This is a genomic window from Streptomyces sp. NPDC031274 (genome assembly GCF_055570235.1).
This window is the reverse complement of sequence record NZ_JBVIHP010000025.1, coordinates 1-22,474: the sequence shown is the minus strand read 5'-3', so window position 1 is coordinate 22,474 and position 22,474 is coordinate 1. Positions and strand designations below refer to the sequence as shown.

Here is a 22,474-nt window from a genome sequence, read left to right as displayed (position 1 = left end):
CGGCGCAACTGTGGGGGCGTGTACGTGATCGCACACACAGCCAGGAGTGGAGTGTTCCGCTCCCGGCGCGAACAGCAGACTGTCGGCTCTACGGGCGTAGATCAAGGGAGTTGGCGTCATGACATGTGTCTGTCACATGCGCGAAATCGAACTTCGGAGAAACCCTCGGGGGGTAGATGCCGGACCGGGGGGAATGTCCCTCGCCCGGACACCCCTGGTGGAGAAAAACTATCAGCGCTAGTTTGGGGTGCGGACGGGGTACGGACGACAGGGCGGGACGACAGGGCGGGACGACTGGGCGGGACGACTGTCTACGGCCACCTGAACCGCCTGCGGCCACCTGAGACGAGACGACGACTTGAGGAGTGCGATGAAGGCCCACGACGGCATGTACATCGGCGGCGCCTGGCGGCCCGCCGTCGGCACGGACACGATCACGGTCCTGAACCCGGCCGACGAGCAGCCGATCGGCCAGGTCCCCGCCGGTACGGCGCAGGACATCGACGCGGCGGTCGGTGCCGCTCGCGAGGCCTTCCCCGCCTGGGCCGCGACCCCGCCCGCCGAGCGGGCCGCGCTCATCGGGGCGCTCCGGGACCAGCTGGTCGCCCGCAAGGACGAGATCGCCGAGACGGTGACGGCGGAGCTCGGCTCCCCGCTCCCGTTCTCGCAGATGGTGCACGCGGGCGTACCGATCCTGGTCTCCGGTTCCTACGCCGAGCTGGCGGCGACGTACGCCTTCGAGGAGAAGATCGGAAACTCCACGGTCTACCTGGAGCCGGTCGGTGTGGTCGGTGCGATCACGCCCTGGAACTACCCCCTCCACCAGATCGTGAACAAGGTGGCCCCCGCGCTCGCCGCGGGCTGCACGGTCGTCCTGAAGCCCGCGGAGGACACCCCGCTCACCGCGCAGCTCTTCGCCGAGGCCGCGCACGAGGCGGGCATCCCCGCCGGTGTCTTCAACCTGGTCACCGGGCTCGGCCCGGTCGCAGGGCAGGCGCTCGCCGAGCACGAGGGCGTCGACCTGGTCTCGTTCACCGGCTCGACCGCGGTCGGCAAGCAGATCGGCGCGACCGCGGGGGCGGCCGTCAAGCGCGTCGCCCTTGAGCTCGGCGGCAAGTCCGCCAACGTGATCCTGCCGAGCGCCGACCTGACCAAGGCGGTCAAGGCCGGTGTCGCCAACGTCATGTCCAACTCGGGCCAGACGTGCAGCGCGTGGACCCGCATGCTGGTGGACTCCGCGCGGTACGACGAGGCGGTCTCGCTCGCGGCGGAAGCCGCGGCCAAGTACGGCACCCGCATCGGCCCCGTCGTCAACGCCAAGCAGCACGCACGCGTGCGCGGTTACATCGACAAGGGCGTCGAAGAGGGCGCCCGCGTGGTCGCGGGCGGCTCCGAAGTGCCGCGTGAGCAGGGCTACTACGTCCAGCCGACCGTCTTCGCCGACGTCACCCCCGACATGACGATCGCCCAGGAGGAGATCTTCGGCCCGGTCGTCTCGATCATCAGGTACGAGGACGAGGACGAGGCCCTGCGGATCGCGAACGGCACCGTGTACGGGCTCGCGGGAGCGGTCTGGGCGGCCGACGACGCGGAGGCGATCGCGTTCGCACGCCGCATGGACACGGGACAGGTCGACATCAACGGCGGCAGCTTCAACCCTTCCGCGCCGTTCGGCGGTTACAAGCAGTCGGGCGTCGGCCGGGAGCTGGGCCCGCACGGGCTCGCGGAGTACCTCCAGACGAAGTCCCTCCAGTTCTGAACCCTCCTGCCTCCTGCCTTCTGATGCCAGCTTGATGCCAGCCCTCTAAGGAGTACGTCACCGTGGTCCGCGCCGCTGTTCTGCCCGCCGTCGGCTCTCCCCTGGAGATCACCGAGATCGACCTGCCCGAGCCGGGCCCGGGCCAGGTGCGGGTGCGCCTCGCCGCCGCCGGGGTCTGCCATTCCGACCTGTCCCTGACCAACGGCACGATGCGGGTGCCCGTACCCGCCGTGCTCGGGCACGAGGGCGCGGGGACGGTGGTGTCCGTGGGCGAGGGGATCACGCACGTCGCGCCGGGCGACGAGGTGGTTCTCAACTGGGCTCCTGCCTGCGGGAGTTGTCATGCCTGCTCGCTCGGCGAGGTGTGGCTGTGCGTGAACGCGCTGGCCGGTGCGGCCGATGTGTACGCCCACCGCACCTCGGACGGCGCCGACCTCCATCCCGGCCTGAACGTCGCCGCGTTCGCGGAGGAGACGGTGGTGGCGGGCAACTGCGTACTGCCGTCCCCGGCCGGTGTCCCGCTGACGGACGCGGCGCTCCTGGGCTGCGCCGTGCTCACCGGGTACGGCGCCGTGCACCACTCCGCGAAGGTCCGCGAGGGCGAGACGGTGGCGGTCTTCGGCGTCGGGGGAGTGGGCCTCGCGACGCTGCAGGCGGCCCGGATCGCCGGTGCCTCGCAGATCATCGCGGTCGATGTGTCCCCGGAGAAGGAGGAGTTGGCGCGGTCGTCCGGTGCGACGGAGTACGTGGTCGCCTCGGAGAAGACCGCGAAGGACATCCGCAAGCTGACGGGTGGTCAGGGCGTGGACGTGGCGGTGGAGTGCGTGGGGCGTGCGGTGACGATCCGTGCGGCCTGGGAGTCCACGCGGCGCGGCGGGCGTACGACGGTGGTCGGCATCGGCGGCAAGGACCAGCAGGTCGCCTTCAACGCCCTGGAGATCTTCCACTGGGGCCGGACGCTCTCGGGGTGCGTGTACGGGAACTCCGACCCCGCGGTGGACCTGCCTGTCCTGGCGGACCACATCCGCGCCGGGCGCTTCGACCTGAGCGGCCTGGTGACCGATCGCATCGCCCTGGACGGCATCCCGGCGGCCTTCGAGAACATGGTCGCGGGTAAGGGGGGTCGGGCGCTGGTGGTGTTCTAGGGGCCGCTGCGAGATGTACTCAAACGCCGGACGGGCTGGATGCTCGATACTCCAGACCGTCCGGCGTTTGAGTACGAACTCGGCGAACTCGGCACGGCCGGTGATGGCGGCGACCAAGGCATCGGCGGCCTCGCCGCGATCGCCCCGATCTCCGTCAAGGTCAAGATGCTTGCGTGGCGGGCGAGTTCTCGCTGACCGCAGCCGTGGCGGCGGCAGCAGCGGCAGCAGCCGCAGACGGTACGCCCGGCTCCGGCTCCGGCTCCGTCACGTCCGACGGCGCCGGAGCCGTCGTACGCAGCCGTGAGAAGGACTTGGCCGCCGCCAGGAACGCGAGCGTCGTCAGGACGAACGGCCAGGTGAACGTGTGCCCGCCGGACGGCGCGAGGAGCGCCGATATCGCCGAGCTGACGGCGGTCGCCGTGGCGGCGCCCACGATCGCGTACGCGAGCGTCGCACCCCGCGCGGGAAGGAAGACGCCGCAGAGCGCGAGCGCGACGAGCACCGAGTTGTATCCCATCGTGCCGTCCGCGATCTGCGCGGCCGGTGCCCCGAGCGCCCATGCCGAACAGATCCCGACCGCGCTGCCGAGGCACGCGACGGCCCCCGCGCGGCGGCTCGCGACGAAGAGGCCCACGAGCAGCACCGCACCGACGTACCACTGCGGCATGAAGAAGATCTGGGCGAAGTCGGCGAAGAACGCCTTGGCCAGGTCGGCGGGTTGGAGCGAGGTCGGGCCCGTCGCCGCGCGCGTCAGCGCGGCCAGGGCGTCCCCGTGGTGCCAGACGCGCTCGAAGCCGGGCGCCGCGATGGTCATCGCGCTCGCGAGCAGGCAGTACGGGAGGGTGAGCGAGGGCAGGTCCCAGGCGGCGAGGACGTTGACCGCCGCCGCCGTCACGACCGTGACCACCACACAGCCCGCGAGGGCGAGTGCGGCCGTGGACAGGTGCCCGGCGCCGAGGAACACGGCGAAGCACAGGGCGGTCAGGCAGGCGTTGAAGCCTTCGAGGCCCGTCGAGACGCGGTCGTGCGCCGCCCCGAGCAGCCGCGCGGTGGCCGTACCGACGGCCGTTCCCGCCAGGCCGTAGATGCCGTACTCCCAGCCCGCGGCGAAGAGCGCCACGCAGAAGAGGGCACCCGCCGCCGCGCTCGGCAGGAAGGTGACCTGCGCCTGGCCGCGCAGGACGTGGGTGGCGAAGGACAAGGCCCCAAGTGGCTGGCTCTTGGCATCCGTTGAGTGCCGCACGGCTCGCTCCCGTGTTACGTCCATGTTTCGCCCGGCAAGACGAATGCACCTTACATCTATTTATGGGGCGCGGCGATACCGGCGGTGATGCCGAGGTGCGTCTCCAGCGCCCGGGCCCCCGTCGGCGTCACCTTGACCGCCCGCTGCGAACCGATCCGCACGCACCACCCGGCGTCCAGCGCGTGGCGGCACAGTGCCGCGCCCGCGACCCCCGCCAGATGCGGCCTGCGCTCCGTCCAGTCGAGGCAGGCGCGGGCCAGCGGGCGCCTGCCGGTGTGCTCAAGGCCGATGCCCAGCTCCCCGAACCAGCCGATCCCCTCGTCAGTCAGAGCGAACCCCGTGTCCTGCCGCAGCAGCCCGCGCTCCGTCATCGCCCGGGTGATCGTGATCCCCAGACGGCCCGCCAGATGGTCGTAACAGGTGCGCCCCCGCGCCATCGCCCCGCTCGCGCTCGACTCCCGCAGCGTGCGCGGCGGCCGGACCGAGGCCCCGCCGGGGCGCGCGTACGCGGTCAGGTCCTCGATCAGCTGTGCCACCCGCGCGTCGGCGATGCGGACGTAGCGGTGGCGGCCCTGCCGCTCCTCGGCGAGCAGCCCGCCCGCGACCAGCTTCCCGAGGTGCTCGCTCAGCGTCGACGCGGCGACCCCCGCGTGTCGCGCCAGCTCGCCCGCGGTCCAGGCCCGGCCGTCGAGGAGCGCGAGCAGGCAGGCGGCGCGCGTCTCGTCGGCGATGAGCCCGGCGAGCGAGGCGAGGCGGGGTGTCGCGGGGTCCGTCATGGCCCAAGGATGCGCCGGGAACCGTTCGGCGCGCGCCGAACGGTCATCCGGCGGGCGCCGCCACCTGCGGGTACTGGAGCGCGAGACCGTCGAGCAGCGCCCGGAGGCCCGTCTCGAAGGCCCGCTCGTCGACCTCCTGCTGGCGGTCGGCCAGGAGGTGCGCCTGGCCCAGGTGCGGATAGTCGGCCGGGTCGTACGCGGTCCGGTCGTCCACGAAGCCACCGGCGAAGGAGCCGAGCGCCGAGCCCATGATGAAGTAGCGCATCAGCGCGCCGATCGAGGTGGCCTGCGCCGCGGGCCAGCCCGCGTCGACCATCGCCCCGAACACCGCGTCCGCGAGCCGCAGCCCTGCCGGGCGGCGGCCGGGTCCCGAGGCGAGCACCGGAACGATGTTGGGGTGCAGAGTGAGCGCCGCGCGGTAGGAGACGGCCCAGTCGTGCAGTGCCGTGCGCCAGTCGCGCTCGTCGGCGGCCTCGAACATCGACAGGTCGACCTGTGCGCTCACCGAGTCCGCGACCGCCTCCAGGATCTCGTCCTTCGTGCGGAAGTGGTTGTAGAGCGAAGGTCCGCTGACCCCGAGCTCGGCGGCGAGGCGGCGCGTCGAGACGGCGGCGAGGCCCTCGGCGTCCACGAGCGCGCGCGCCGTCTCGACGATGCGATCTCTGCTGAGGAGGGGCTTGCGCGGTCGGGCCATGCGGCACATAGTAGGGCTGCCGCGAGAAACTAGCAGTGCTAATTTAAATCTGACCCGAACGTGGTCCCAAGAGTCGATCCGAAGAGGTGCCCCGCGATGAATCTGGAGCTCAGCGAGGAGCAGTCCGCCGTACGGCAGCTGGCCAAGGACTTCGTGGCCCGCGAGATCGCCCCGCACGTCATCGAGTGGGACCGCGCCGAGAGCGTGGACCGCGGAATCGTGAAGAAGCTCGGCGAGGTCGGCTTTCTCGGGCTCACCGTCGACGAGGAGTACGGCGGCTCGGGCGGCGACCACCTCGCCTACTGCCTGGTGACCGAGGAGCTGGGGCGCGGCGACTCGTCCGTGCGCGGCATCGTGTCGGTCTCCCTGGGGCTCGTGGCCAAGACCATCGCGTACTGGGGGAGCGAGGAGCAGAAGCGGCAGTGGCTGCCGGGGCTCACCTCCGGTGAGTACGTCGGCTGCTTCGGGCTCACCGAGCCGGGCACCGGGTCCGACGCGGGGAACCTCTCGACGAAGGCCGTGCGCGACGGCGACGACTACGTCATCAACGGCTCCAAGATGTTCATCACGAACGGCAGCTGGGCCGATGTCGTGCTGCTCTTCGCGCGGACGAACGACGCCCCCGGGCACAAGGGCGTCTCGGCCTTCCTCGTGCCGGCCGACGCCCCCGGCCTCAGCCGCCGCACCATCCACGGCAAGCTCGGCCTGCGCGGCCAGGCCACCGCCGAGCTCGTCCTTCAGGACGTCCGCGTCCCGGCGTCGGCCATGATGGCGCCCGAGGGCAAGGGCTTCTCCGTCGCCATGTCGGCACTGGCCAAGGGGCGGATGTCGGTCGCCGCCGGATGCGTGGGCATCGCCCAGGCCGCCCTCGACGCGGCGGTGACGTACGCGAGTGAGCGCGAGCAGTTCGGCAAGTCCATCGCGGGGCACCAGCTGGTGCAGGAGCTGATCAGCGACATCGCGGTGGACGTGGACGCCGCACGCCTGCTGACCTGGCGGGTCGCCGACCTCATCGACCGCGGGCAGCCCTTCACCACGGAGTCGTCCAAGGCCAAGCTGTTCGCGTCCGAGGCCGCCGTGCGCGCCGCCAACAACGCGCTCCAGGTCTTCGGCGGCTACGGCTACATCGACGAGTACCCGGCGGGCAAGCTGCTGCGCGACGCCCGCGTGATGACGCTCTACGAAGGCACGAGCCAGATCCAGAAGCTGGTCATCGGGCGGGCGCTGACCGGGGTCTCGGCGTTCTGACGCGCACTCAGCTCCGTACTCGGAACGCGCATTCTGAAGGCGCGTTCTGAGTACGGGAGCTGAGTACGGGAGCGGATGTGCCGTGGCCGCTCCCGGGCGAGACTCTGATCATGAGTGAGACACCGGTCAAGCAGCAGAGCACCACCGCCTACTACGGCCAGGCGGTCGCGTCGTTCGCCGTGGCGCTCGGCGCGACGGCGGTCGGCATCTACAGCCTCGACGTCAGCGGCTGGATCCGCGCCTTCCTCGCCATTTCCGTCCTGTACCTGACGACGTCCGCGTTCACCCTCGCCAAGGTGATCCGGGACCGGCAGGAGGCGGACCAGCTCGTCAGCCGCGTCGACCAGGCCCGTCTGGAGAAGATCCTCGCCGAACACGACCCGTTCAAGCCGGTGGCCTGACCGGCATCCTAAGCGCTTGCTCACCGTCAGGGGTATGGTGTCCTCCCGACGGGCGGAAGGAGCGTGGACGATGAGCACGGCGGAGCAGACCGAGGGCGAGGACCTGCCATGGGGCGAGGTCACGCCTGATGCGGCACGGCGGCTGCTGATCGCCGCCGTCGAGGCCTTCGCCGAGCGTGGCTACCACGCGACGACGACCCGGGACATCGCCGGGCGCGCCGGCATGAGCCCGGCGGCGCTCTACATCCACTACAAGACCAAGGAAGAGCTGCTCCACCGCATCAGCAGGATCGGCCACGACAAGGCCCTGCGGGTCCTGCGCACCGCGGCCGACGGTCCCGGCAGCGCGGCACAGCGGCTCGCCGACGCCGTACGCTCCTTCGTCCGCTGGCACGCCGACCACCACACCACCGCACGCGTGGTCCAGTACGAGCTGGACGCGCTCGGCGACGAGCACCGCACGGAGATCATCGCGCTGCGCCGCCAGTCGGACGCCGCCGTGCGGGACATGATCAACGAAGGGGTGCGGGCCGGGGAGTTCGACGTCCCCGACGTGCCCGGCACCACGCTGGCGGTGCTCTCGCTCTGCATCGACGTGGCCCGCTGGTTCAACGTCGCGGGACAGCGGACGCCCGACGAGGTCGGCGCGCTCTACGCCGACCTCGTGCTGCGGATGGTGGGGGCCCGGGAGCAGGCCTCCTGAGCTCCTCGGCTTCCGAGGCTGCCGAAGCGGCTCAGAAGTAGTAGCGGGAGACCGACTCGGCGACGCAGGCGGGCTTGTCGCTGCCCTCGCGCTCGACGGTGACCTTGGCCGTGATCTGCACGCCGCCGTCCTTGGTCTGCTCGACCTCCGTGAGCACGGCGGTCGCCCGCACCCGGGAGCCCGAGGGCACCGGCGAGGGGAAGCGGACCTTGTTGGTGCCGTAGTTGACACCCATCTTCATGCCCTCGACCCGCATGACCTGCGGCACCAGGCTCGGCAGCAGCGAAAGCGTCAGATAGCCGTGCGCGATGGTCGTCTTGAAGGGGCCCTGCGCCGCCTTCTCCGCGTCCACGTGGATCCACTGGTGGTCGCCCGTGGCGTCGGCGAACAGGTCGATCCGCTTCTGGTCGACCTCGAGCCAATCGCTGTGTCCGAGCTGCTCGCCGACTCCGGCACGCAGGTCGTCGGCCGACGCGAAGATCCTCGGCTCTGCCATGTCCCTGGCCTCCTCAAAGTATTGAACTAAGCGCTTGCTCAGCATGCGGTGTGCGCCGACGTGTGTCAACGGACCGGTCGGCGGAGGGTGACGGACCTGCCATTAGGGTGTGAGGGGTGCCCCAGATCCCAGAGAAGATCCACGAGCTCACGGTCGGCCAGCTCTCGGCCCGCAGCGGCGCAGCCGTGTCCGCCCTGCACTTCTACGAGGCCAAGGGCCTGATCTCCAGCCGCCGCACGTCGGGCAACCAGCGCCGCTACCACCGTGACGCGCTGCGCCGCGTCGCCTTCATCCGTGCCGCCCAGCGCGTCGGCATTCCGCTCGCCACGATCCGCCAGGCGCTCGACTCGCTCCCCGAGGAGCGCACTCCCACCCGCGAGGACTGGGCGCGCCTCTCGGAGACCTGGCGCTCCGAACTGGACGATCGGATCGCACAGTTGGGCCGTCTGCGCGATCACCTCACGGACTGCATCGGCTGCGGCTGTCTCTCCCTGGAGAACTGCGTGCTCTCCAACCCGGACGACGTCTTCGGCGAACGCCTCACCGGCTCCCGTCTGTTGGTGGACCGCCGCTCCCGGTCGTGACGTCGGCCGTGGCCCCGGTCGTGACGTCGGTCGTGGCCTCGGTCCGTTCCTTCGGCCCCAGATGGCGGAAGGCCAGGCTCAGGAGCACCGCGGCGAGCGCGCCCGCCGCCACTCCGCTGCCGAGGATCGTGTGCGCCCAGGACGGCAGCGGCGCGTACAGCTCGGGGGTCATCACCGGCAGCAGCCCCACGACCAGGGCCAGGGCGACCACCACGCTGTCGGAGCCGTGTGTGAGGTCGACCCGGGACAGCATGCTGAACCCGAGGACGGCGATCACCGCGTAGATCACCAGGCCCGCGGCGCCCACCACCGGCTCGGGGATGGCGGCGAGCAGCCGGGTCAGCGGTGTCAGGAGGCCGCAGACGACGAGCAGTACGCCCGCGCCCGCCGTGACGAACCGGCTGCGTACGCGCGTCAGTTGGACGATGCCGATGTTCTCGGCGCTGGTCACCATCAGGGACGTACCGAAGACGCCCGCGCCCAGTGAGACGAGGGCGTCGGCGCGGGCGATGCGCGGCACGTCCCGGCCCGCGTCCGGGGTGCGGCCGACCGCCTCGCTGTTGAGCACCGTCTGCCCGGTGGCCTCGGCGAGCGAGGCGAGCGAGAAGACGAGCAGCGGGATCGCGGCGAGCAGGTCGAAGTGCGGGGTGCCGTAGGGGAACGGGTCCGGCAGGGCGAACGCGGCGCCCGACGCGAGATGGATGTCCGTGCCGAGCAGGAGCGCGACGAGCGTGCCGCCCGCGAGGCCGAAGAGCACCGCCATCTGCCGCCATACGCCGCGCAGGACGAGGAAGAGGACCGCGATCACGCCGAGCGTCGCGAAGCCGACGCCGGGGCCCGACGCCACCATCGGCGCGGTCACCTTGATCATGTTGATGCCGATCAGGACGACCGTCGTCCCCATCACGAGCGGCGGGAACAGCCGCACCACCCTTCCGTAGAAGGGCAGTACGCAGATCAGGAACACGGCGGCGATCAGTACGGAGCCGGACGCCGTGGCGGCCCCGTACTCCTTCCCGATCTGTAGGAAGATCGCCACCGCGGCCCCGCCCGGCAGCATCAGGAACGGCAGCCTGGCGCCGACGCGCAGCGCCCGCACCCCCAGGGACTGGAGCAGTGCCCCGATGCCGCACAGGACCAGGGTGGCGCTGAGCAGCGAGGCGGTCTGACCGGTGGTCAGGCGCAGTGTCGTGCCGATCAGGATCACCGAGGAGACGGGAGCCGCGACCCCGGCGAGCAGGTGCTGGAGGGCGAGCGGTGCCAGGCGCGGCAGGGGAAGGCGTTCGTCGACGGCGGCCACCACGGGCTCAGCCCTTCGCCGGTGCGGGCGCCGGGGTGAGCCAGGGCAGTTCGGACGCGGCGTAGCGGTAGGCGCGGAACACGGCGTTCGGCTCGGACGGGAAGAGCTTGCGGACCTCTTCCTCCTCGTAGCCGCCGAAGAACGGCACGATGTACTCCCAGCACAGATAGCCGTCCGCGGTGACCTCGAAGAGACGGCCCGCGGGGGAGTCGGTGACCAGGGTGTTGCCGTTCGGCAGGCGCTGGGCGCTGCCCATGAAGGGCGCGAAGAACGACTCGCGGGCCGGGTCGTGGTACTCCCAGACGACCTTGCCGCTCGTCCGCTCGATCTCCACGACCCGGCTGAACGGCACGTCCCAGTGCGGCCGGAACACGCCGTTGTCGAAGACGAGGAAGTTGCCGTTCTCCAGCTCGGTGGGGCAGTGCTGCTGGGAGACGACGCCGGGTTCGGAGCGCCAGATGATGTCGCCGGTCTCGCGGGATATGACGACGACGGCGGAGACCGAGCGGAAGCTGGCGAGGATGTTGCCGTCACTGGTCGGCAGGACGCTGTTGATCAGCGGGTAGTGCTCGCGGGCGTAGTCCGGGTGGAGCGGGAAGTCCGCGCGGCCGAGCCGCTCGGAGACCTTCCACTCCCAGGTGGTGTTCCCCTCGGCGTCCACCTCGACGATGGTGTCCGCCCACACGGTCGCGCCGTCGGTCTCTTCGGAAGCGGCCTCGGATCCGGGTACGCCGCCGCGTACGGCCTCGGCTTCCGCGCCGGTCAGGGGCTCCAGGGCGGTGTAGAGAATCCGCCCGTCGCCGTAGTGGTGGGCGTCGTGGTGCTGGAAGCGGTCGCGGTGCTCGCGCAGGACCGTGCCGTCCGGGGCGATCTCCTGCATGATCCCGCCGCGGTACTTGTGCCACATGGGGAAGAGCGCGGGCTCGTCGGGGAGTACGCCGTTGTAGGCGAGGTTCCCGTTCGGCAGGATCCGGGCGTGGCGGCCCGGGCGGTGCGGGAGGTCCCACCGGTGGGCGATCTCGCCGTGGGCGTCGATCAGATAGACCTCGCCGCCGCCGGTGAGCGGGGCGAAGAGGGTGTAGCCGCCGTAACTGGCGTCCTCGTCCAGGGCCATCAGGCCGGTGCCGCGGCGGCGGCGCTGATTCTGGTCCACGGGGGTCACGGGGGTCATGGGGGGCGTCCTCTCGTAGTCTCCGTTGCTTAAGTTTATTAAGCAGTGCCGAAGACGTTAACCCAGGAGATAGGCTTCGCGACATGGGTACGAGTGATGCGGACGTCCCGCAGATCGGTCCCGGGATCCGCAGGCTCCGCCGCGCCCTGGATCTGACGCTGGCCGATGTGGCGGCGCGGGCGGGGGTGTCGGCGCCCTTCCTCAGCCAGGTGGAGAACGGCCGCTCCCGCCCCAGCATGGGATCCCTCCAGCGCATCGCCGACGCCCTGGACACCACGGCCGTCCAGCTCCTGGCCTCCGCGGATCCGCCGCGCCCGGTGGATGTGGTGCGCGGGGGGTCGGCGTCCGTGAGCGAGGGGGAGGGCGCGCGCGAGGCGCGGATGCGACCGCTGGTCCGGGGGCATCAGCGGCTGCACGCGCTGGAGTTCACCGGGGACCACGACTGGGGCCGCGAGTACCGCCACCGGGGCGACGAGATCCTGTACGTCGCTGACGGCTCGGCCGAGGTGGAGGCGGACGGATCGGTGTACCGCCTGGACCGAGGCGACACGCTGTACTGCGCGGCCGAACTGCCGCACCGGTGGCGTCCGTTGGAGGAGGGCACGCGGGTGCTGGTGGTGGGGATCGCGGACGGGGTACGGGTGACGGACGCGGGGGGCGGCTGAGCCGCCGGTGCGGTGCGGGTCCGTCGTGGTGGCGGGGCCGCGCAGGTATGTCCGTCCTCGCTGTGCACCGGTGGGCGCTGCCTGCTACGGCTCCGGAGCGCAGTGTCGCCAACTGTGCCGACGACAAAGCGCTGGAGCGATCGAATATGTGGCTGGTAGCGTCACGCCCGCTCTTTCGTCCCGGCCCTTCCGGGACCTTTCGGGACCTTCCGGGCTTTTCCCGGCGCAGGCCCTACTGGGGCAGCGTGCTCAGCACGGAGAGCGCCGCCGTGACCAACTGCGCGTTGGAAGAAGCCCGTTCGCCGTCCGGCAGGACCAGCGTGTCCTCCAGGCCGATGCGCGTCGCGAGCCCCAGGCGCCCCGAGAGGCGCAGTACCGGCCATGTGCCGCCCTCCTCCCCGTGCAGGAGTACGGGGCGACCGTGTGCCTCGCCCAGCACGGCGAGGAGAGCCCGGGCCGAGTCGCGGGCCGTGCCGGGGTCCGGGTCCGTCACCTCCGCGAGGACCCGCAGGACCCGGGGGCCGAGCGCGGACGCGGCGAAGCGTTCCCCGCCGTCCGTCCCCGACCAGATGCCCGCCTCGACGCCCACGCCCCGGTCGAGCAGCGCCCCGGCCACCGCCTCCGCGCCCGGCTCGTGCCAGTTGACCGACGCGTGGTCGGGAAGGACCGTCCACGCGCGGATGTCCGCCACCCGCTTGCCCGGGTCCGGTTCGGCCCAGGAACCCGTGGTCACCCCGACGGGTACGGAGGCCACGGCGCGGACCGCTTCCAGCGTGGCCGCAACCGCACGCGGCGCCAACGTGTCTTGCCCACAAGGGGACTTGGGGTGTACATGAACATCCCTGGCGCCCGCCGCCACGGCCTGGGCCACGGACTCGGCCATCGCATCGGGCGACATGGGAATCAGCGCGCCATCGCCCGCGCCGCGGGCGCCGTTCACACATACCTGCATCACCACAGCACAGCACAGACGACGACACACAGGGGGAGGGCCGATGGGAATCGCCATCTGTTCGTTGAAGTGGGACGCCGCCCGGACGGGGCCACAGAAGATCACGTACGACAGCGACGGCTACCACCTCGTGCGGTTTCCGTACCAGGACGCCGAGGAGTCGTACGACCCGTGGCACATGCACGACCCCGGCAAGGGGTCCACGACCCCGTCCCGGTTCCCGGACGCCCGGTCCGGGCTCATCTGGCCGAGCCACGACGGCTGGGGCACCCTGTCGGCGATGATCTTCTGGCAGCCGAACGACCGGCCCACCGAGTACCGCGCACGCTACGTGCGCGATCCGCTCGGCGGCTCCACGGGGTACGACTCGACGGCCACCACCGACTGGGTGCCCACCAGGGGCGGGCAGTACAGGACCCACACCTGGCAGATGTTCGTGCATCCGCGGACACCGGTCGGCCTGAAGATATCGGCACGCGGCGCGGGCGACGTGAAGATCGCCGCGCCGCTCATGCTCGCCGAGTTCAAACTGGCCATCCAGTGGGACGTCTCTACGCCCACGCCCTAGGGCCTCAGGCCGAGACCAGCGGCCGTTCCCGTCGTGCCCGCGCCCGTGCCATGGCGGCGGGTGTGAGCACCGGGTCGGGCACGACTATTCCGCAGCCCGTGCAGACGGCGCCCGCTGAGGGCTCGTGCGCCAGGCCGGGTGTCCAGACGAGGTCGGAGCGGGCGCACACCGGGCAGCCCGTGCCCGGATCCCGCTCAAGCGCCGCGATCAGCCGGCGCAGTACCTCGGCGAGTGATTCTGAGGGGTGGACGCCGGGGTTGTCGCACCAGGCGACCCCGAACCCTCCCCAGGTGCACCGGTGCCAGTCGTCGACGCTGCCTGGCCGGCGAAGACCGTCGTGCTTCTCCTTGCGGCGGCGCTCCGCGAAGCCCTCCTCGTAGGCGAGCCAGACCGCCCGCGCCGCTTCCAGTTCATCGAGCGCGGCCACCAGCCGCGCCGGGTCGGGCGACCGGTCCTCGGGCCCGAAGCCCGCTCGGGAGCTCAGATGGTCCCAGGTCGCCCGGTGGCCGTAAGGGGCGAACCTCTCCAGGCACTTGCGCAGCGAGTACCGTCGCAGCGCCATATCGCTCAGCGGATCACGCACCTGTCTCGCGAGACTCCGGAATCCGGCCATCGCCCTGCACCTCCGTCGCACGTTCTCGGACGTTGCCGAGTAGACGTATCGACACGCGATTCGGCTCCCTCGACTTCCATCCGATTTTCGATGGCAGACATAAGACGGCGGTGAGCTGGAGCTATGTGCTGTTTTTGAAAAGGCGACGCATGTTCATCTTCCGGGATCGGCAACCCGCCAGTAACCTCCGCCTCACCTTCTCCCCACAGGAGCACAAGCGGAGCCCAGAGGAGCACACATGCGACGACGCATCGTCCGGCTCAGAACCCTCACCGCCAGCGCGGCACTAGCACTCGCCGCGTCCCTCCTCACGCCGCAGCCGGGTTCGGCCGCCGACGAGCCCCCACCGGCCACCGACTACTGCGAGGGGCAGTGCGCGGACGTCCTTCCGCCCGGCGCGAACGGCAACGCCACACTCGCCGAGATACTCAGTCACCGCGTCTTCGGCACGCAACCCGCACATGCGGAAGACCAGTTGGGGCCGTACGACAAGCTCTCCTCCGGCTATCCGTCGCTCACCGACGACAAGCTGACGGAGTTCTTCAACGACGCCTCCTTCGGTGTCCGCGACGGTCAGGCCGCCTCCGTCACCAAGCCGCGCGACGACGTGACGATCACCCGGGACAAGAAGTACGGCATCCCGCACATCAAGGGCAGCACGCGTTACGGCACCGAGTTCGGCGCGGGCTTCGCGGCCGGGCAGGACCGGCTCTGGCTCATCGACCTCTTCCGGCACATCGGCCGCGGCGAGCTGACCTCGTTCGCGGGCGGCGCGCTCGCGAACCAGGGTCTTGAGCAACAGTTCTGGCCACAGGCCCCGTACGAGGAGAAGGACCTGGAGAAGCAGGTCGAGTACATCAGGACGAGCCAGGGCGAGCGCGGCAAGCAGGCCATGGAGGACGCCCAGGCCTACATCGACGGGCTCAACGCCTACCGCGTGAAGTCCAAGAACGGCCGCTACTTCCCGGGCGAGTACGTCCTGACCGGCAAGATCGACGCGATCACCAACATCGGCGAGATCGCGCCCTTCAAGATCACCGACATGATCGCGCTCGCGTCCGTCGTCGGCGGGCTCTTCGGCAACGGCGGCGGCGGAGAGGTCGACGCGGCCCTCTCCCTGCTCACGTCACAGGAGAAGTACGGCGTCGAGAAGGGCACGAAGGTCTGGGAGTCCTTCCGCGCCCGCAACGACCCCGAGGCCGTCCAGACCATCCACGACGGCACGAGCTTCCCGTACGCGGGCAAGCCCGCGAACGCGCGCGGCACCGCGCTGCCCGACCCCGGTTCGGTCGAGCGCGAACAGCTCGTCTTCGACCGTGAGGGCGGCGCCACGGCCACGTCCAAGGCCCGCAAGGACCCGGTGAAGGCGCCCAAGAGGCTCAAACCGCTCCAGGGGATGTACGACGACGGTGTGCTGCCCGCCGACCTGTTCAAGAAGGACGGCCAGAAGAAGGGCATGTCGAACGCGCTCGTCGTCTCCGCGAAGCACACCGCGAGCGGCAACCCGGTCGCCGTCTTCGGCCCGCAGACCGGCTACTTCGCCCCCCAGCTCCTCATGCAGCAGGAGCTCCAGGGCCCTGGCATCAGCGCACGCGGTGTCTCCTTCGCGGGCGTCGGCATGTACGTCCAGCTGGGGCGCGGCCAGGACTACGCCTGGTCGGCCACGTCCGCCGGGCAGGACATCACGGACACGTACGCCGTCGAGCTGTGCGAACCGGGCGGCGCCGCGCCCACCAAGCAGTCCACCCACTACCTCCACCACGGCACCTGCACGCCCATGGAGAAGCTGGAGCGCAAGAACGCCTGGAAGCCGACCGTCGCCGACTCCACGGCGGCGGGCTCCTACCGCATGCAGGTGTTCCGCACGAAGTACGGCGTCGTGACGCACCGCGCGAGCGTCGAGGGCAAACCGGTCGCGTACGTCTCGCTGCGCTCCACCTACCGCCACGAGGCCGACTCGATCATCGGCTTCCAGATGCTCAACGACCCGACGTACGTCAAGGACGCGTCGACCTTCAAGAAGGCCGCCCAGAGCATCAGCTACGCCTTCAACTGGTTCTACGCCGACTCGCGCGACACCGCGTACTACAACAGCGGCGCCAACCCGGAGCGCGCCAAGGACATCGACCCCGCCCTGCCCGTCAAGGCCCAACAGGCCAACGAATGGCAGGACTTCGACCCGGAGAACAACACCTCGAAGCAGACCCCGCCCGCTGAGCACCCGCAGTCCGTCAACCAGGACTACTACATCTCCTGGAACAACAAACAGGCCAAGGACTTCAGCACGGCGGGCTTCGGCCTCAGCGCCGTGCACCGCGGCGACCTGCTCGACGGGCGGGTGAAGAAGCTCACCGAGAAGGGCGGCGTCACGCGGGCATCGCTGACCCAGGCCATGTCTCAGGCCGCGGTCACCGACCTGCGCGGCGAACAGGTGCTTCCCGAGCTGCTCAAGGTGGTGCGGAGCAAGCCCGTCACCGACCCACAGCAGGCCAAGGCGGTACAGCAGCTGGAGGCGTGGCAGAAGGCCGGGGCGCAGCGCAACCAGACGGCGGCGGGCTCCAAGACGTACGCACACGCCGACGCCGTACGCGTCATGGACGCCTGGTGGCCCCTGCTTGTCGAGGCCGAGTTCAAGCCGGGCATGGGCAAGGATCTTTACGACGCGCTGACGGCGCAGCTCGGCACCGACGAGTCACCCTCCGCCGGGCACGGTCCGACCGGGGCGCATGCCGGATCGGCCTTCCAGTACGGCTGGTGGGGCTTCGCGGACAAGGATCTGCGCGCGGTGCTCAACGAGCCGGTGAAGGGCGAGCTCGGCGAGAAGTACTGCGGCGAGGGGAAGCTGGACGCCTGCCGTGACGCGCTCCTGACCACCCTCACGCAGGCAGCCGCCAAGCCCGCGACCGAGGTCTACCCCGGCGACGCGAGCTGCTCGGCGGGCGACCAGTGGTGCGCGGACTCGGTCATCCACCGGGCGCTCGGCGGCATCACGCACGGGCCGATCCAGTGGCAGAACCGGCCCACGTACCAGCAGGTCGTGGAGTTCCCCAAGCACCGCTAGCCACCGCCGGCAGAGGAGAAGTCACGTCCTGGGGATCCGCCCTGCGGCGAACACGACACGCGCCAGTTCCTCGTGGCAGATGTCGCTGTGCGCGCCGGAGGGCGGACCGCCCCGCCGCACCACCGCCGAGGCGTCGACGCTCACACACCCCTTGGCGGGGATCGCCCGGCCCAGCTTGACGCGCTTGGCGCCGTCCACCGCCCGGATGCCGTCGTACCCGATGGCGCCCCAGCGCTCCCAGATGCCGAGGAAGGTCGAGGAGTCACCGGCCAGCTTCGACGCCAGGGGATAGATCTTGCCCAGGGAGTCGTCGTGGCGGGAGTAGCAGGCGACCAGGGGCCCGTCGATCCGCCGCTGCATCCCGCCCAGCGCGCCACCGCGTGAGGGAGCGTGCGGAAGCCGTTTGGAGAACGCGTAGTGCGAGAAGGCCCCTTGGAGCAGCGTGGTGGACTTCACGGTGCGCACCGACGCGGGCATGCCGCGCAGCGCGTACGCCACGAGGCGCGCGCCGAAGCTGTGCCCGATGAGATGCACCCGTACGTCCGGCGCCTCACGGGCGAGCAGTCCGATAGCGGGGCCGAGACCCAGCTGGCCGACCGATCCCGCCCGGCGTTTCATGGCGTAGTAACTGGCCTGGCGCAGGAGTTCGTGCGCCCCGTTCCAGAGCCGTTTGCGCAGGCTGCCGAAGAGTTCCTGCTGCCCTGTGCCCTCCATCGCCGCGGCGAACATCTGGCAGACCTCGACCGCGTCGTCGGTCAGCATGGCGGGCACGCCCGTCCAGGTGTCGTCGGCGAAGCGGTGGGCGGCGCTGTTCTGGTGCACGGCTACGAGGTCGCGCACGAGGCGTCCGTACTCGTAGAGGCGCGACCGCACCTCTGAGCGCTCCGCCAACAGGGCGCCGATGCGTTCGAGTTCGGCGTCGTGGCCGGGGAAGGTGCCGGCCAGGAGGCGCATGGTCGGCTCGTCGAGCAGGGGCCCCGCGCCCGGCGGCGGCCCCGTCCCGGTGGCCGTGACCGAGGGCTCGAAGTCCGGGATCCGCTCGTCGGGGAAGCGGATGGCGGGCCAGAACACGCCCACGTACCCCAGCCGTGCGTGCGGTCCCGCGAGCTCCTGGCACGGCGTGAAGAAGCGCCGGTAGAGGTCGGTTGCCATGGCGTGGTCGTTGTTCCAGCCGTGCGCGAGGACGAGGAGATCGGTGACGCGCTCACGTGGCACCTCGGCGATGAGGCGGTCGCGCTGCGTGGTGTCGACGTCCCCGTCGGCGTCGAAGGTCAGTTCCCAGTAGGGCTCCACACGACCATCGTCGCGCGGCCCCGGTGTACTGACCAGATGTCTCGCAGGGGAAGCTACGCCAGCTCACGCTCGCGCGTTTCCGGCAGCGCGAGAACACACACCAGGGAGACGACCGCCATCGCGCTCACGTACCAGCCCACCGACGAGGAGCCGAACGCTGACTGGAGCCGCGTCGCCACCAGAGGGGAGACCGCGCCGCCCAGCACGCCGCCCAGGTTGTAGGCGAGCGAGGCGCCCGAGTAGCGCACGTTCGTACCGAACAGCTCCGGCAGATACGCGCCCATCGGCCCGTACACCACGCCCATGCAGAACAGCGCGCCGCCGATCGCGAGCGCCATGAGCACCGGCTGCTCGGTGTCGAGGAGCGGGAAGAGCACCAGGCCCCAGACCACCGCGAGCCCGGCGCCCACGATGATCAGCTTGCGGCGGCCGGCGCCGTCGGAGCGGGTCGCCGCAAGCCACGTACCGGCCGCGAGGAAGAGGCAGGCGACCAGCGAGAGGCCCAGCATGGTGTTGCGGGAGACGCCCAGGGTGCCGGTGGAGTAGGCGAGGCAGTACGTCGTCGCCGTGTAGAAGAGGCCGTACGCGACGATCATCCCGCCCGCGCCGAGCAGCAGTTCGCGCGGATAGCGCCGCAGCACGTCCAGCGTCGGGACCTTGCTCGCCTCCTGCGCGTCCATGACCTTCGCGAAGACCGGCGTCTCGCTGATGCGCATACGGACGAAGAGTCCGACGCCGACGAGGAGGAAGGAGAGCAGGAACGGCACGCGCCAGCCCCAGGACCGGAACGCGTCGTCGGACAGGACGGCGGAGAGCAGCCAGAAGACACCGGTCGCCGCGAAGAACCCGACGGACGGGCCGAGTTGGGGGAAGGCCGCGTAGAGACCGCGCTTCTTCTTCGGCGCGTGCTCCACCGCCAGCAGCGCGGCCCCGCCCCACTCGCCGCCGAGCCCGATGCCTTGCAGGAAGCGCAGCAGGATCAGTAGGATCGGCGCCCAGATCCCCAGCGTGCCGTAACCGGGCAGAAGCCCGACGAGCGCCGTCGAGAGGCCCATCAGCAGCAGCGAGGCCACCAGCACCGACTTGCGCCCGACCCGGTCGCCGAAGTGACCGAAGACCACGGAGCCGATGGGCCGGGCCGCGAACGCCACCGCGTAGGTGGAGAACGAGGCGAGGGTGGCGTTGACCGGGTCCAGGGTCGGGAAGAACGCCTCGTTCAGGACGAGCGCGGCCGCCGTGCCGTAGATGTAGAAGTCGTAGAACTCGATGGCCGTCCCGATGAACGACGCCACGGCCACCCGGCGCAGGCTCTCGGAGCTTCCGTCCGGCCGGGGGGCGGCGTCCGGCTGCGGGGCGGCGTCCTGCGGGGGCTTGTCTGGTGAGATCGCATCGCTGTGCACGAGCGGCACTCTCACGGTGGATGTAGGGACCAGTCAATACCTCGAACGGCTCGTCTCGATCATTGAGACTGGCGGTGAGCTGCGGTGACGCGGTGCAGATGGATGAGGATGTCGTGCGTGGGCGCGAGCCGGATCTTGTGGGGTCCGTCCGGGAACGCCGTCCCGATGCTCTGGGTGAGTCGGCCCTTGCCCAGCCACTTCCTTGCGGCCGCGGGGGCGGTCCGCAGGTCGAGGAAATAGTCGTCGTGGCGCACCTTGTCGAGCGTGTACTCGTTCATGCCGCGGGTGGCCGCGCCCACGGAGCGGGGCTTCCACACCTCGGAGTCCGCGCTCTGCGCCATGAGCGACCCCCGGTCGAAGGTGAACCCGATGCTGACGTACCGCTCACCGAGCCTGTCGCGCAGGAAGGCGCCCTGCATCTTCGGGTACCGGGGGTCGTAACTCTCGTACCCCACATGGGCGTTGTGGGCCGACAGAAGCACCTTTTCGCCGGTGCGCCGCTGCCACCAGGCGGTGTTCTGTGCCATCAGGCGGTCGCGGTAGAGCATGCCGTCCTTGATCCCCTCGGGAGTGTCGAAGGGGAAGGCGTAGATCGTGGCGGTCTGTGAGATGGACCGGGCGTGATGGAGCACGAAGGTGAACTCCCGGTCGTTCGAGCGGGGTTGGAGATCCTTCAGGAGCTTCAGTGCCTCCCGCGCCTTCCCCGCCAGCTTCCGTCGCTCCTCCAGCGGTCTGGCCATGTACGCGTCCCCGTCCGCGAGACGGCGGATCGGCGCGTACAGCTCGGTGATCCTCGGCAGCAGATCGGGGTCGTTCGCGCGGACGTACTCCTCCACCCCGTCGAACAGCTCATGCCCGAGCTCCGGGTAGTTGAGGTCGTCGCCCATGAAGCGCACTTGGCGGCCTGGGTGCTTGTCGTTGTACGCGCGCATCCATGTCAGGAGATCGACGTACTCCTCGGTGTCCCAGGGCGTCTTCGCCAGCTCCTTGTGGACGAGCTCGCGCACGTCTGACGCGCCCCCGTGGACGTACGCGTCGAAGCGCAGACCCGTCGTCCAGCTGACCTCCTGGGTGAAGGTGGTGAACCCCTTCTCCTCCACGAGATAGCGGAACACGCGGTCCTTCATCGTGAAGAACTCGTGCGAACCATGGGTGGCCTCTCCCAGCCCCACCACTTTGGCGTCACCCACCATCCGGCCCATCGCCCGCAGGTCCTTCGTGGAGCCGCCCGGGTCGGTCGAACGCAGCGGGTGGGCCGCGCGCTCGATCGCCGGGACCGGGTCCACGGGCCTTGCCTGGGCCGCCTGGTCCGCCTGGGCCGCTTGGGGAGCCACCAGCGCCCCGAGGCCGAGCGTGCCGGCCAGTACCAGGGGAACCGTGCGGCGTGCCGTCCGTGTCATGCGGGATCTCCTCAACTCGGGTGTACGGAGCTGAAGATCACGATCCCGGTCCGCCGGGGGCGCCTGCCATCCAGCAGGCACCCCTCTCGCGGGTGGGGATTTCCCCCTGGGGGAGTCCCTCACGGATAGCGCAGGTACCGCCTCCGCACGGCACGGAAGCGCGCGAGGTCCTCCTGCCAGGCGGCCACCACCTCGTCCGTGCCCGCGCCCGCGTCGATCATGGTGCGGACCCGCGTCGAGCCCGTCAGCTTGTCGATCCAGTTGTCGGAGCGCCAGGCGAAACCGCTCCACACCTTCTTGGCGGTCACCAGGAGCGCGATGCCGGTGCGCACCGGGTCGAACGCGTCGCGGTCGTGCACGTGGAGCTGGACGCCGCCGATCGTCCTGCCCTGGAACTTGGAGAACGTCGGCGCGAAGTAGGCCTCCCTGAAGTGCACCCCGCGCAGGCCCACGTCATTGGCGGCGGCGGCCCACTTCCGGTCGATGCCCTCCGCGCCGAGCAGTTCGAAGGGGCGGGTGGTGCCGCGCCCCTCGGAGAGGTTCGTGCCCTCGAAGAGGCAGGTGCCGCTGTAGACCAGGGCGGTGTCGGGCGTGGGCATGTTCGGGCTCGGTGGCACCCACGGGAGCTCGGAGGCGTCGTAGAAGTCCGAGCGCTGCCACCCCGTCATCCGTACGGTCTCCAGGTGGGCCGGGCGCTCCAGGAACTCGCCGTTGAACAGCAGCGCGAGCTCCGTCACCGTCATCCCGTGCGCCTGCGCTATCGGCTGCCGGCCGACGAACGTCGCGAACTCCTTGTGCAGGACGGGCCCCTGCGCGGCGCGCCCCGTCACCGGATTCGGCCGGTCGAGGACCACGAACCGCTTGCCCGCGAGCTCGGCCGACTCCATGCAGTCGAAGAGCGTCCAGATGGTCGGGTAGCCGGAGCCCATTGCTGGGCTCCAGCCCCCTCAGAACCGTGCGTGCGCCTCGCAGCGCACACGGCTCAAGCAGACCCCTCGGGTC

The 22,474-nt window shown here is 70.5% G+C and carries 21 protein-coding genes and 1 pseudogene; 10 read left to right on the top strand and 12 right to left on the bottom strand.

The features are described from left to right. Window positions 1-370: 370 nt before the first annotated feature. The 3 genes from ACZ5CR_RS32795 to ACZ5CR_RS32785 all read left to right on the top strand — a co-directional run bounded on the left by ACZ5CR_RS32795 (window position 371) and on the right by ACZ5CR_RS32785 (window position 3,099). Window positions 371-1,759, top strand: a complete 1,389-nt coding sequence (locus tag ACZ5CR_RS32795) for an aldehyde dehydrogenase family protein (protein WP_468864204.1) — start codon at window positions 371-373, stop codon at window positions 1,757-1,759. 62 nt (window positions 1,760-1,821) lie between these two features. Beyond that, window positions 1,822-2,904: a Zn-dependent alcohol dehydrogenase gene (locus ACZ5CR_RS32790; RefSeq protein WP_468864202.1), complete on the top strand. Its 1,083-nt coding sequence runs from the start codon at window positions 1,822-1,824 to the stop codon at window positions 2,902-2,904. 39 nt (window positions 2,905-2,943) lie between these two features. Then, window positions 2,944-3,099, top strand: a complete 156-nt coding sequence (locus tag ACZ5CR_RS32785) for a hypothetical protein (protein WP_468864199.1) — start codon at window positions 2,944-2,946, stop codon at window positions 3,097-3,099. Here the strand turns inward: ACZ5CR_RS32785 and ACZ5CR_RS32780 are convergent. The 3 genes from ACZ5CR_RS32780 to ACZ5CR_RS32770 form a co-directional block, all read right to left on the bottom strand. Beyond that, complete coding sequence (locus ACZ5CR_RS32780) at window positions 3,065-4,105, bottom strand: urea transporter (protein ID WP_468864197.1); 1,041 nt, start codon at window positions 4,103-4,105, stop codon at window positions 3,065-3,067. The two genes, ACZ5CR_RS32785 and ACZ5CR_RS32780, sit on opposite strands and share 35 nt — an antisense overlap. A gap of 98 nt (window positions 4,106-4,203) precedes the next feature. After that, window positions 4,204-4,923 carry an ArsR/SmtB family transcription factor gene (locus ACZ5CR_RS32775; RefSeq protein WP_468864195.1) on the bottom strand — a complete coding sequence of 240 codons (720 nt, stop codon included), beginning with the start codon at window positions 4,921-4,923 and terminating at the stop codon, window positions 4,204-4,206. A 43-nt stretch (window positions 4,924-4,966) separates the two neighbouring features. Continuing rightward, a complete protein-coding gene (locus ACZ5CR_RS32770; protein WP_468864192.1) occupies window positions 4,967-5,626 on the bottom strand; it encodes a TetR/AcrR family transcriptional regulator in 660 nt (219 codons plus the stop codon). A gap of 87 nt (window positions 5,627-5,713) precedes the next feature. Here ACZ5CR_RS32770 and ACZ5CR_RS32765 point away from each other — a divergent pair, with 87 nt between their 5' ends. The 3 genes from ACZ5CR_RS32765 to ACZ5CR_RS32755 all read left to right on the top strand — a co-directional run bounded on the left by ACZ5CR_RS32765 (window position 5,714) and on the right by ACZ5CR_RS32755 (window position 7,969). Next, window positions 5,714-6,865 (top strand): acyl-CoA dehydrogenase family protein, encoded by a 1,152-nt coding sequence (locus ACZ5CR_RS32765; protein ID WP_468864190.1) that lies wholly within the window; start codon window positions 5,714-5,716, stop codon window positions 6,863-6,865. 110 nt (window positions 6,866-6,975) lie between these two features. Beyond that, complete coding sequence (locus tag ACZ5CR_RS32760) at window positions 6,976-7,266, top strand: YiaA/YiaB family inner membrane protein (RefSeq protein ID WP_249590892.1); 291 nt, start codon at window positions 6,976-6,978, stop codon at window positions 7,264-7,266. A gap of 70 nt (window positions 7,267-7,336) precedes the next feature. After that, window positions 7,337-7,969, top strand: a complete 633-nt coding sequence (locus ACZ5CR_RS32755; protein ID WP_468864188.1) for a TetR/AcrR family transcriptional regulator — start codon at window positions 7,337-7,339, stop codon at window positions 7,967-7,969. A 31-nt stretch (window positions 7,970-8,000) separates the two neighbouring features. Here ACZ5CR_RS32755 and ACZ5CR_RS32750 read toward each other — a convergent pair whose 3' ends face one another. After that, on the bottom strand, window positions 8,001-8,465 hold the full coding sequence (locus ACZ5CR_RS32750) for a MaoC family dehydratase (protein ID WP_468864186.1): 465 nt from the start codon (window positions 8,463-8,465) through the stop codon (window positions 8,001-8,003). Between the two features lie 116 nt (window positions 8,466-8,581). Here ACZ5CR_RS32750 and soxR point away from each other — a divergent pair, with 116 nt between their 5' ends. Further along, window positions 8,582-9,049, top strand: a complete 468-nt coding sequence (gene soxR, locus ACZ5CR_RS32745; RefSeq protein ID WP_468864184.1) for a redox-sensitive transcriptional activator SoxR — start codon at window positions 8,582-8,584, stop codon at window positions 9,047-9,049. On the opposite strand, the gene ACZ5CR_RS32740 is transcribed toward soxR, so the two are convergent. Together ACZ5CR_RS32740 and ACZ5CR_RS32735 are read right to left on the bottom strand one after the other, a co-directional pair. Beyond that, window positions 9,006-10,352: a uracil-xanthine permease family protein gene (locus ACZ5CR_RS32740; protein WP_468864181.1), complete on the bottom strand. Its 1,347-nt coding sequence runs from the start codon at window positions 10,350-10,352 to the stop codon at window positions 9,006-9,008. The two genes, soxR and ACZ5CR_RS32740, sit on opposite strands and share 44 nt — an antisense overlap. Window positions 10,353-10,356: 4 nt before the next feature. Then, window positions 10,357-11,520 carry an aryl-sulfate sulfotransferase gene (locus ACZ5CR_RS32735; protein WP_468864179.1) on the bottom strand — a complete coding sequence of 388 codons (1,164 nt, stop codon included), beginning with the start codon at window positions 11,518-11,520 and terminating at the stop codon, window positions 10,357-10,359. A gap of 83 nt (window positions 11,521-11,603) precedes the next feature. On the opposite strand from ACZ5CR_RS32735, the gene ACZ5CR_RS32730 reads away from it, so the two are divergent. Further along, the gene (locus ACZ5CR_RS32730) at window positions 11,604-12,185 is read left to right on the top strand and encodes a helix-turn-helix domain-containing protein (protein WP_468864177.1); all 582 of its coding nucleotides are present in this window, start codon (window positions 11,604-11,606) and stop codon (window positions 12,183-12,185) included. A gap of 232 nt (window positions 12,186-12,417) precedes the next feature. Here ACZ5CR_RS32730 and ACZ5CR_RS32725 read toward each other — a convergent pair whose 3' ends face one another. Further along, a complete protein-coding gene (locus ACZ5CR_RS32725) occupies window positions 12,418-13,140 on the bottom strand; it encodes a 3-keto-5-aminohexanoate cleavage protein (protein WP_468864175.1) in 723 nt (240 codons plus the stop codon). 40 nt (window positions 13,141-13,180) lie between these two features. Between ACZ5CR_RS32725 and ACZ5CR_RS32720 the strand changes: the two genes are divergently transcribed. Then, the gene (locus tag ACZ5CR_RS32720) at window positions 13,181-13,705 is read left to right on the top strand and encodes a hypothetical protein (protein WP_468864173.1); all 525 of its coding nucleotides are present in this window, start codon (window positions 13,181-13,183) and stop codon (window positions 13,703-13,705) included. A 4-nt stretch (window positions 13,706-13,709) separates the two neighbouring features. On the opposite strand, the gene ACZ5CR_RS32715 is transcribed toward ACZ5CR_RS32720, so the two are convergent. Further along, window positions 13,710-14,318, bottom strand: a complete 609-nt coding sequence (locus ACZ5CR_RS32715) for a hypothetical protein (protein WP_468864171.1) — start codon at window positions 14,316-14,318, stop codon at window positions 13,710-13,712. Window positions 14,319-14,556: 238 nt separating this feature from the next. Between ACZ5CR_RS32715 and ACZ5CR_RS32710 the strand changes: the two genes are divergently transcribed. Then, window positions 14,557-17,379, top strand: a complete 2,823-nt coding sequence (locus ACZ5CR_RS32710) for a penicillin acylase family protein (protein ID WP_468864169.1) — start codon at window positions 14,557-14,559, stop codon at window positions 17,377-17,379. Window positions 17,380-17,400: 21 nt separating this feature from the next. Here the strand turns inward: ACZ5CR_RS32710 and ACZ5CR_RS32705 are convergent, their stop codons facing one another. From ACZ5CR_RS32705 to ACZ5CR_RS32690, 4 genes and pseudogenes are all read right to left on the bottom strand, one after another. Continuing rightward, window positions 17,401-18,672 (bottom strand): serine-threonine protein kinase, encoded by a 1,272-nt coding sequence (locus tag ACZ5CR_RS32705; protein WP_468864167.1) that lies wholly within the window; start codon window positions 18,670-18,672, stop codon window positions 17,401-17,403. A 53-nt stretch (window positions 18,673-18,725) separates the two neighbouring features. Continuing rightward, complete coding sequence (locus tag ACZ5CR_RS32700) at window positions 18,726-20,072, bottom strand: MFS transporter (RefSeq protein WP_468864165.1); 1,347 nt, start codon at window positions 20,070-20,072, stop codon at window positions 18,726-18,728. 59 nt (window positions 20,073-20,131) lie between these two features. Next, window positions 20,132-21,472: an erythromycin esterase family protein gene (locus ACZ5CR_RS32695; RefSeq protein WP_468864163.1), complete on the bottom strand. Its 1,341-nt coding sequence runs from the start codon at window positions 21,470-21,472 to the stop codon at window positions 20,132-20,134. A 119-nt stretch (window positions 21,473-21,591) separates the two neighbouring features. Next, window positions 21,592-22,389: pseudogene (locus ACZ5CR_RS32690) on the bottom strand (exo-beta-N-acetylmuramidase NamZ family protein); the annotation flags it as partial. Between the last annotated feature and the right edge of the window lie 85 nt (window positions 22,390-22,474).